General features: G+C 73.3%; 6 protein-coding genes and 1 pseudogene. 5 read left to right on the top strand and 2 right to left on the bottom strand.

Features of this window, described 5'->3' with window-relative positions; all coding sequences use genetic code 11:
* Positions 1-217 precede the first annotated feature (217 nt).
* The 5 genes from ACFV4G_RS05415 (at position 218) to ACFV4G_RS05395 (ending at position 5,537) form a co-directional block, all read left to right on the top strand.
* Positions 218-1,573: a VWA domain-containing protein gene (locus ACFV4G_RS05415; protein WP_380436703.1), complete on the top strand. Its 1,356-nt coding sequence runs from the start codon at positions 218-220 to the stop codon at positions 1,571-1,573.
* 205 nt (positions 1,574-1,778) lie between these two features.
* Positions 1,779-2,825 (top strand): FHA domain-containing protein, encoded by a 1,047-nt coding sequence (locus ACFV4G_RS05410; RefSeq protein ID WP_380436701.1) that lies wholly within the window; start codon positions 1,779-1,781, stop codon positions 2,823-2,825.
* 131 nt (positions 2,826-2,956) lie between these two features.
* Positions 2,957-3,874 carry an ABC transporter ATP-binding protein gene (locus ACFV4G_RS05405; protein ID WP_380436700.1) on the top strand — a complete coding sequence of 306 codons (918 nt, stop codon included), beginning with the start codon at positions 2,957-2,959 and terminating at the stop codon, positions 3,872-3,874.
* Positions 3,871-5,031, top strand: coding sequence for an ABC transporter permease (locus ACFV4G_RS05400; RefSeq protein WP_380436698.1), 1,161 nt, complete (start codon positions 3,871-3,873; stop codon positions 5,029-5,031). The genes ACFV4G_RS05405 and ACFV4G_RS05400 overlap by 4 nt, the downstream gene beginning before the upstream one ends.
* A gap of 101 nt (positions 5,032-5,132) precedes the next feature.
* Positions 5,133-5,537, top strand: coding sequence for a globin (locus ACFV4G_RS05395; RefSeq protein ID WP_380436696.1), 405 nt, complete (start codon positions 5,133-5,135; stop codon positions 5,535-5,537).
* Between the two features lie 102 nt (positions 5,538-5,639).
* Here the strand turns inward: ACFV4G_RS05395 and ACFV4G_RS05390 are convergent, their stop codons facing one another.
* Together ACFV4G_RS05390 and ACFV4G_RS05385 are read right to left on the bottom strand one after the other, a co-directional pair.
* Complete coding sequence (locus ACFV4G_RS05390; protein ID WP_380436694.1) at positions 5,640-6,332, bottom strand: hypothetical protein; 693 nt, start codon at positions 6,330-6,332, stop codon at positions 5,640-5,642.
* A gap of 68 nt (positions 6,333-6,400) precedes the next feature.
* Positions 6,401-6,703: pseudogene (locus ACFV4G_RS05385) on the bottom strand (acyl-CoA thioesterase); the annotation flags it as partial.
* Between the last annotated feature and the right edge of the window lie 108 nt (positions 6,704-6,811).

The following is a 6,811-nucleotide window of genomic DNA, read 5'->3' as shown; positions in this document are numbered from 1 at the left end:
GGGTTATGTGTATAAGAGACTGCGCCGGCACCGCCCGCGCCGCCGGCCGGCCCGCCGGGGGCCCCCGGGGTGCCGCCCGTCCCGCCGCAGCCGCCGCACCCGCCGACCGCCTGACGTCCCGACGGTCCGTCCCGCCCGCCCCGCCCGGCCCGAGCGCCGGGCGGGTGCACCGACCGATCCCGCATCAACCCTTCATCCCGACGGGAGCCACCGGCCCATGGCAACACTGGCTAAGCCGAACCTGCCCAGGTTCGACGTGGACATCTTCCAGAACGAGTTCCTCGCCGACGGTGCCCGCGAGGTCAACGCCATCGTCACCGTCACCGCGACCGGCGGCGGCACCACCGGCGGCCGCCCGCTCGGCGTCGCCGACGCCGGGACGCAGGGGGCCGCCGGCACCGCCGCCGTGGTCATCCTGGTCGACTGCTCCGGCTCGATGGACTACCCCAAGAGCAAGATCAACGGCGCCCGCGAGGCCACCGCCGCCGCCATCGACGCCCTGCGCGACGGCACCGCCTTCGCGGTCGTCGCCGGCACCCACGAGGCCCGCGACATCTACCCCGGCGACGGCACCCTCGCCACCGCCTCCGCCACCACCCGCGAACACGCCAAGGAGTCCCTGCGCCGCCTCACCGCGGCCGGCGGGACCGCCATGGGCACCTGGCTCGCCAAGGCCGACAAGCTCTTCCTGACCCGCCGCGACATCTCCATCCGGCACGCCATCCTGCTCACCGACGGCAACAACGAGCACGAGTCGGCGCAGGACCTCGCCCGCAACATCGAGCGCGTCACCGGCCACTTCACCGCCGACTGCCGCGGCGTCGGCACCGACTGGCGGATCGACGAGCTGCGCACGATCTCCTCCGCGCTGCTCGGCACCGTCGACATCGTCGCCGAACCGGGCGGCCTCGCCGACGACTTCCGCTCGATGATGGCCGGCGCCATGGGCAAGCAGGTCGCCGACGTCGCGCTGCGGATCTGGACCCCGGCCAACGCCTCGGTCAAGTTCGTCAAGCAGGTCGCCCCGAGCGTCGAGGACCTCACCGCCCGGCGCGCCGAGGCCGGGCCGCGGGCCGGCGACTACCCGACCGGCTCCTGGGGCGACGAGAGCCGCGACTACCACGTGTGCGTCGAGGTCCCGGCCGCCTCGGTCGGCAACGAGATGCTCGCCGCCCGGGTCAGCCTCGTGCTGCCCCCGCAGGCCGCCGGCGGCACCCCCGAGGTGCTCTCCCAGGGCCTGGTCAAGGCCGTCTGGACGGACGACCTCGCCTCCTCCACCCGGATCAGCCCGCAGGTCGCCCACTACACCGGCCAGGCCGAGCTCGCCTCCTCCATCCAGGAGGGCCTGGAGGCGCACCGCGCCGGGGACGTCGACACCGCGACCGCCAAGCTCGGCGCCGCCGTCCGGATCGCCCACGCGACCGGCAACGAGGGCACCTACAAGCTGCTCCAGAAGGTGGTGGACGTCGTCGACGCCAAGGAGGGTACGGTTCGGTTCCGTAAGAACGTGAGCGAGGCCGACTCGATGACCCTCGAGACCCGGTCGACGAAGACCGTACGTGTGAAGAAGTGACCGCTACCGCTGAAGACGTGACCGGGCCGCCGCCCGGCGCGACCGCCGCCCCAAGCCGGCACGAACTGAGGGGGACCTGATGCCGATCTGCCCGAGGGGCCATGAGTCGCAGGCCGAGGACTGGTGCGACTTCTGCGGCTTTCCGATGACTCCGCCGCCCCCGGCCCCGCCCGGAGCCCACCCGGGGGCGTACGGAGCCGCACCCGTGCCCGGCGCACCCGCCGGGCACCCGGAGCACGGGGGTGCACCGTACGGGGCGCCGATGCCGCCGATGCCGCCGGGCGCGGTGCCGCCGCCCCCGCCCGCCCCGGCGCCGCAGGGCCTGACCGAGGGCCTGACGGTCTGCCCGATCTGCCGCAGCCCGCAGACCGGCCGGTTCTGCGAGGAGTGCGGGTACGACTACGACCTGTCCACCCCCTCGCGCCGGCAGGCCCCGGCCGGGCACGCCCCGGTGCCCCCGCCCGCGCAGGCGCCCGCGCCGCTGAACATCCCGGCGGCGTACGGCGGCCCGGCACCGGCCCCGGTGCAGCCGCCCGTCCACCAGCACGCGCCGGCTCAGCCGCACGCGCCGGCTCAGCCGCACGCTCCGGCCCAGCCCATGCCGTCGCAGCCGATGCCGTCGCAGCCGCAGCCGCCCGTGCAGCCGCACACCTACGGCTACCCTCCGCCCGAGAACGGCTACCCCGAGGCCGCCTTCCCGGAGGCCCCGGTGCGCGAGGACTCCGGCCCGGTCTACGCCGACCCGGGCAACCGCGACTTCGGCACGTCGTTCAACCTGGCCCCGCCGATGCCGGCGCAGCCGGATCCGCAGCAGCACGCCGCCGTCCCGCCGCAGCCGGTGCGGACCAACTGGATCGCCGTCGTCGCGGCCGACCGCGAGTACTTCACCGAGATGATGGCCCGCAGCGGCCCCGAGGCGGCCGGCCTGTTCTTCCCGCCGTACTGCCCCGAGCGGCGCGTCCCGCTGACCGGCCGCGGCCAGCTGCGGATCGGCCGGCGCAGCCAGCACCGCGGCACCGTCCCGGAGATCGACCTGTCGGTGCCGCCGGAGGACCCGGGCGCCTCGCACCAGCACGCGCTGCTCGCCGAGCAGGCGGACGGCAGCTGGGTGCTGGTCGACCAGGACTCGACCAACGGCACGACGGTGAACGGCGGCTCCGAGCCGATCGCGCCGCACGTCGCCGTGCCGCTGAACGACGGTGACCGGATCCACATCGGCGCCTGGACGACCATCACCGTGCACCGCGCCTGACCAACGGTCAACAGGGCCGGGCGGATCGGAAAATCCGCCCGGCCCTGCGTTTTCCCGGTTCCTCAAACAATGCACAAATCTCTGGTCGCCGATGTGCATATTTTCAGACGAAAGCCCTACGCTCTGGGCTCATGACTGCAGCTATATCCGCTGACGGCATCCGTCAGCGGTACGGGGACGTGCAGGCTGTCGACGGGGTGTCACTCACGGTCGAAGCCGGCGAATTCTACGGAATCCTGGGGCCCAACGGCGCCGGGAAGACCACCACGCTGGAGATCCTGGAAGGGATCCGCAAGCCCGACGAGGGCCGGATCGAGCTGCTGGGGATGGCCCCCTGGCCGCGCAACCCGCAGCTGCTGCCGCGCATCGGCGTGCAGTTCCAGGCCTCCGCCTTCTTCCGCAAGCTCACCGCCCGGGAGACCATCCGCACCTTCGCGTCGTTCTACGGGGTCGGCCCCAAGCGGGCCGACGCGATGCTGGAGCGCGTCGGCCTCGCCGACAAGGCCGGGGTGATGACCGAGCAGATGTCCGGCGGCCAGGCCCAGCGCCTGTCCATCGCCTGCGCGCTCGCCCACGACCCGGAGCTCGTCTTCCTCGACGAGCCCACCACCGGCCTCGACCCGCAGGCCCGGCGCAACCTCTGGGACCTCCTGCGGGACATCAACCGCGAGGGCCGCACCGTCGTCCTGACCACCCACTACCTGGACGAGGCCGAGATCCTCTGCGACCGGGTCTCGATCATGGACCACGGCAAGATCCTGCACACCGGCGCCCCCGCGGCACTGATCCGCGAGATCGACGACACCGTCCGGATCAGCGTCGAGTCCGGCCAGCTCGCCCTCGACCGGGCGCGCGACCTGCTCACCGCGGCCGGCGCCGACATCGCCTCCCTGGAGGACGACGGCACCACGCTGTCCCTCTCCACCCGCCTCCCGGCCCCGATCCTGGCCGTCCTCGCCGAGCACAACGCCCTGCGCGGCCTCGAAGTGCGCGGCGCCACCCTGGAGGACGTCTTCCTCCAGCTGACCGGACGGGAGTACCGGGCATGACCGCCACCCAGTCCACCGAGCCGAAGGTGCCCGCCCAGCGCGGCGGTGCGGCCGACGCCGCCGCGGACAACGAGCGGGTCAGCGCCTTCTGGAGCCTGTCGCGCTCGATGCTGCTGTCGTTCAAGCGCGACCGCAGCGCCGTCTTCTTCGTCATGCTGTTCCCGCTGATGTTCCTGCTGCTGTTCGGCACCCTGCTCAAGGGCGCCACCAGCCCGCACGCCAAGGTCGCCCAGGTCGGCGCCGTGCAGGTGCTGGACTCGGTGCAGGGCGAGGGCCGCGCGGAGCTCGACAAGGTCCTGGAGATCACCAGGACCGACGACGAGGCGGCCGCGCTCACCAAGGTGCGCAAGGGCGACCTCGACGCGCTGATCGAGCAGGGCCCGGACGGCAGGATCGAGCTGCACTTCAGCGCGGCCGACCAGGTCCGCGCCGGCTCCGTCCAGGGCATCCTCAACGCGATCGTCCAGCAGGCCAACCAGGCCGCCTACCAGCAGGCCACCGGCAAGCCGCCGGCGTTCTCGCTGGACGCGACCCAGGTCGAGGACCAGTCGCTCAAGCCGATCCAGTTCCTCACCCCCGGCCTGCTCGGCTGGGCCGTCGCCACCGGCGCCGTGTTCGGCGCCTCGCTGACCCTGGTCGGCTGGCGCAAGCAGAAGGTGCTCCGCCGGCTGCGGCTCGCCCCGGTCAGCGCCTTCTCGGTCATCGCCTCCCGGGTCGTGGTGTCGGTGGTCACCGCCCTCGCCCAGACGGCGATCTTCCTGGTCGTCGCCACCACGCCGTACTTCGGGCTCAAGCTCAGCGGCGACTGGTGGCTGATCATCCCGCTGGTGGTCTGCGCGACCATCGCCTTCATGTCGATCGGCCTGCTGGCCGGCTCGATCGCCAAGACCGAGGAGGCGGCCAACGGCATCTCGCAGATCATCGTGCTGCCGATGTCGTTCCTCTCCGGCTCCTTCTTCAAGATGGACGACGCCCCGGGCTGGCTGAAGACCATCTCCGAGGTGCTGCCGCTGCGGCACCTGGTCGACGCCGCCGGGTCCGTGCTCAGCCGCGGCGGCGGCGTCATGGACGCACTTCCCGCCATGGGCATCCTGCTGGGCTTCGCCGTCGTGCTGACGCTCATCTCGGCGAAGCTGTTCAAGTGGGACGACGTCTGACCGTCGCTCCCCGGCAGTGCCACGGCACTGGCCCAACCCCGCGGGGTCGTACGCCTTTGGTCCCGGTGTACGGCCCCGTCGGCGTCTGCGACCATGGTCGGGTGAATGAGATCCGGCGTGGCACGCTCAGCGAGGAGAGCTTCTTCGACAAGGTCGGCGGCGAGCCGACCTTCCGGCGGTTGGTCCACCGGTTCTACCAGGGCGTCGCCGAGGACGAGTTGCTGCGCCCGATGTACCCCGAGGCGGACCTCGGCCCGGCCGAGGAGCGCCTGGTCCTCTTCCTCATGCAGTACTGGGGCGGCCCGCGCACCTACAGCGAGCACCGCGGCCACCCGCGGCTGCGCATGCGGCACGTGCCGTTCAAGGTCGACCGCGCGGCCCACGACGCCTGGCTCACGCACATGCGCGCGGGCGTCGACGAACTCGCCCTCCCCGCCGAGGACGAGCAGCAGCTGTGGGACTACCTCACCTACGCCGCCGCCTCGATGATCAACACCGAGGGCTGATCAACGCCGAGGGCTGATCGGCCCCTGCGGCCCTGCCCGAGCGGACTTACCTGCGCGGACCTGCCCGAGCGGCCCTGCCCCTGCAGCCCTGCCCGAGCGGACCTACCTGAGCGGGCTGAGCCCCAGCCCCGCACCCGGCGCGGCCGCCGTGCGGACCGCCACCGACCCGGCCGGGGCGCTCAGCCGCAGCCAGCCGCCGGCCCGGTGCACGGTCAGCGGGGCGTCCGGCTTCAGGAAGCCGATCACGTACGCCGCGTGGACCGCCCGCAGCGGCAGCTCCGGCAGCGCCGCCACCGGGCGGGACCAGATCTCGTCGGCCAGTTCGTCCAGCACCGCGCGGCTGCGGTGGTGCTCCGGGACGGCCTCGCTGCGCTCGCGGAACTCCCGCACGCCGGCCATCAGTTCCGGGTACACCCGGGCCACCGCCGGCTCCCCGACCGGCCGCCAGCCGGTGCGCGGCGGCAGCAGCCCGGCCCAGGCCGGGCCGGTCACCGGCGCGGGCAGCGCGACCGCGCCCGTCCCCGCGTCGACGGCGTCCAGCAGTTGGCCCGCCGAGACGGTCCGGTCGACCGGCTCGCCGAGGCCGGTCAGCCGCGCGGTGCGGATCGCCAGCGCGCCCGAACCGCCCAGCGGCAGCCGCCCGAAGACCGCCAGCACGCCCTCGCCCCCGGCCGGGGCCACCGCCTGCAACCGCACCGCCGCCGCCTTGTCGAAGCGCAGCAGGCGCAGCAGGAAGGCGGACAGGTCGGCGGCCTCGCCGGCGTCGGTCAGCGCGAGGCGGTCGGTGGTGGTCAACGCGGTTCGGCTCTCATCGGTATCGGTAGGAGGTTTCTGCGCTCAGGTTCTGCGCTCGGGTTCTGCGCTCAGGCGACGGCGACGGCCGCTTCGGCCTTCAGCTCGCCCTGCTGCGCCGGGACGGACTCGTCCACGAAGCGGGACAGGAACTGCCGCTCCACCGCGGAGATCCGGCGCGGGCGCTGCTCGGCCAGGTCGTAGGGCACGACCACGGTGGAGGCGCGGACGTACACGATGTCGCCGCCGTCCTCGGTGGTGTCCTTGATCTCGTACGCCACGGTCAGCGAGGCGACACCGATCTTGGTCACCCAGGTCTCGATGGTCACCGGCTCCGGGCGGTGCACCAACGGCCGCTTGTAGTCGATCTCGTGGGGCGGCGCCTGCCGCCCGGCCCCGCACGACCGCGCTCCGGGCGCGGCGGGGGGGGGGTGGTGTCGCCGACCCCGCTCTCTCTGCCCCCGCCACCGACACTCAGACGC

Source organism: Kitasatospora sp. NPDC059747 (assembly GCF_042732955.1).
Classification (GTDB): domain Bacteria; phylum Actinomycetota; class Actinomycetes; order Streptomycetales; family Streptomycetaceae; genus Kitasatospora.
The sequence above is the reverse complement of the archived record's forward strand: the minus strand, read 5'-3'. Positions and strand labels throughout refer to the sequence as shown.

Bases quoted from the DNA above. Each gene is read 5' to 3' on its own strand.
- ACFV4G_RS05415 (WP_380436703.1), top strand. From the start codon at position 218: ATGGCAACACTGGCTAAGCCGAACCTGCCCAGGTTCGACGTGGACATC.
- ACFV4G_RS05405 (WP_380436700.1), top strand. From the start codon at position 2,957: ATGACTGCAGCTATATCCGCTGACGGCATCCGTCAGCGGTACGGGGAC.
- ACFV4G_RS05400 (WP_380436698.1), top strand. From the start codon at position 3,871: ATGACCGCCACCCAGTCCACCGAGCCGAAGGTGCCCGCCCAGCGCGGC.